Genomic DNA, 1,284 nt, shown 5'->3' on the forward strand with positions numbered 1-1,284 from the left:
GGTTTGGGTTTGGTCTTGCCCTCCGTGATGGAGCAGCCTTTCAGCGTCAGCGTGTCGCCTTCCCGCCAATCGGGGATGGCGGTTTCTTCCTTGTCCTCCCCGCCATAGACGGCACGCCATCCGGCTTGCCTGATGATGCTGCCTTTCACCGTGAACTCCACTCCGGCACATTCCGCCGTGACGGTGGCGGTGTCCTTGACGCATTTCTCGGAGAAAGCCTCAATCATGCGCCCGGCAACCATCTGATAAATGGTGCTGTCCTCTTTGGAGAGGAACAGCGGCTTCTCGCCAGTGACGAGCAGGGCGTGGTGGTCCGTCACCTTGCCGCCGTCCACACTGCGGCGTGTCGGCTGCGCTTTCGGCTGCACCTTGCCTTTCCATTCGGGCAAAGCCCCGATGAAGGCGAGCAGCTTGGGGATTTCAGCGAACATGTCTTCGGGTATGTAGCGGCTTCCGGTTCGCGGATAGGTGATGAGCTTCTTCTCATAGAGCTTCTGCGCGATTTCAAGCGTCTGTTCCGCCGTGAAGCCGTGCTTGGCGTTGGCTTCCTTCTGGAGCGTCGTCAGGTCGTACAGGAGCGGTGTTTCCTCCGTCTTCTCCTTGCGTTCGGCTTTCGTGACGGTGGCTGTGCCTGCCGACTTCACCTTATCATACAGTTCCGTCGCAGGCTCTTTCTCTTTCCACTTTTCGGAAGAGGAAAACTTCACTGTTCCTTCGTCGCAGCCGTCCGTTGCGATATGGAGCTGCCAAAAGGCTTCGGGTGTGAAGCGGCGGTTCTCCCAATAGCGTGCGCACACCATTGCCAATGTAGGTGTCTGCACCCGTCCGATGGAATATGTGCCGTGTCCGGCGGCGATGGAGAGTGCCTGCGTGCCGTTGATGCCCACGAGCCAGTCTGATTCGCTCCGCGCTTTGGCGGCAAGATAGAGATTGTCGTATTTGCCGCCCGCTTCGAGGTTGCGCAGCCCCTCGCGGATAGCCTTGTCGGTAAGCGAGCTTATCCAAAGGCGCACCAACGGGGTGGTGCATCCGATATAATGGTAGAGGTATCGGAAGATAAGCTCACCCTCACGCCCTGCATCGGTCGCCACGATGATTTGTTCGCTCCTGTTGAACAGGGTGGCGATAACCTTTATCTGCGCCGCCACACCGCTGTCAGGCTTGTAACCCTTCTCCGTCTTGGTCTGGCGGGGGACGAGCGTGAAGGTGTCGGGGATGACGGGCAGGTTGTCACGGACGAAGCCGCGTATGCCGTAGCCGTCGGGCATGGCAAGCTGCACGAGG

The 1,284-nt window shown here is 59.2% G+C and carries 1 protein-coding gene; it reads right to left on the reverse strand.

Annotated elements, in window-relative coordinates; all coding sequences use genetic code 11:
* The coding region (locus tag AB5935_RS23600) for a DNA topoisomerase (protein ID WP_368327633.1) at positions 1-1,284 on the reverse strand (1,284 nt) is incomplete at both ends.

The sequence above is a fragment of the Phocaeicola sp. RTP21198st1_B8_RTP21198_201120 genome (assembly GCF_040929485.1).
Classification (GTDB): Bacteria; Bacteroidota; Bacteroidia; order Bacteroidales; family Bacteroidaceae; genus Phocaeicola; species Phocaeicola dorei.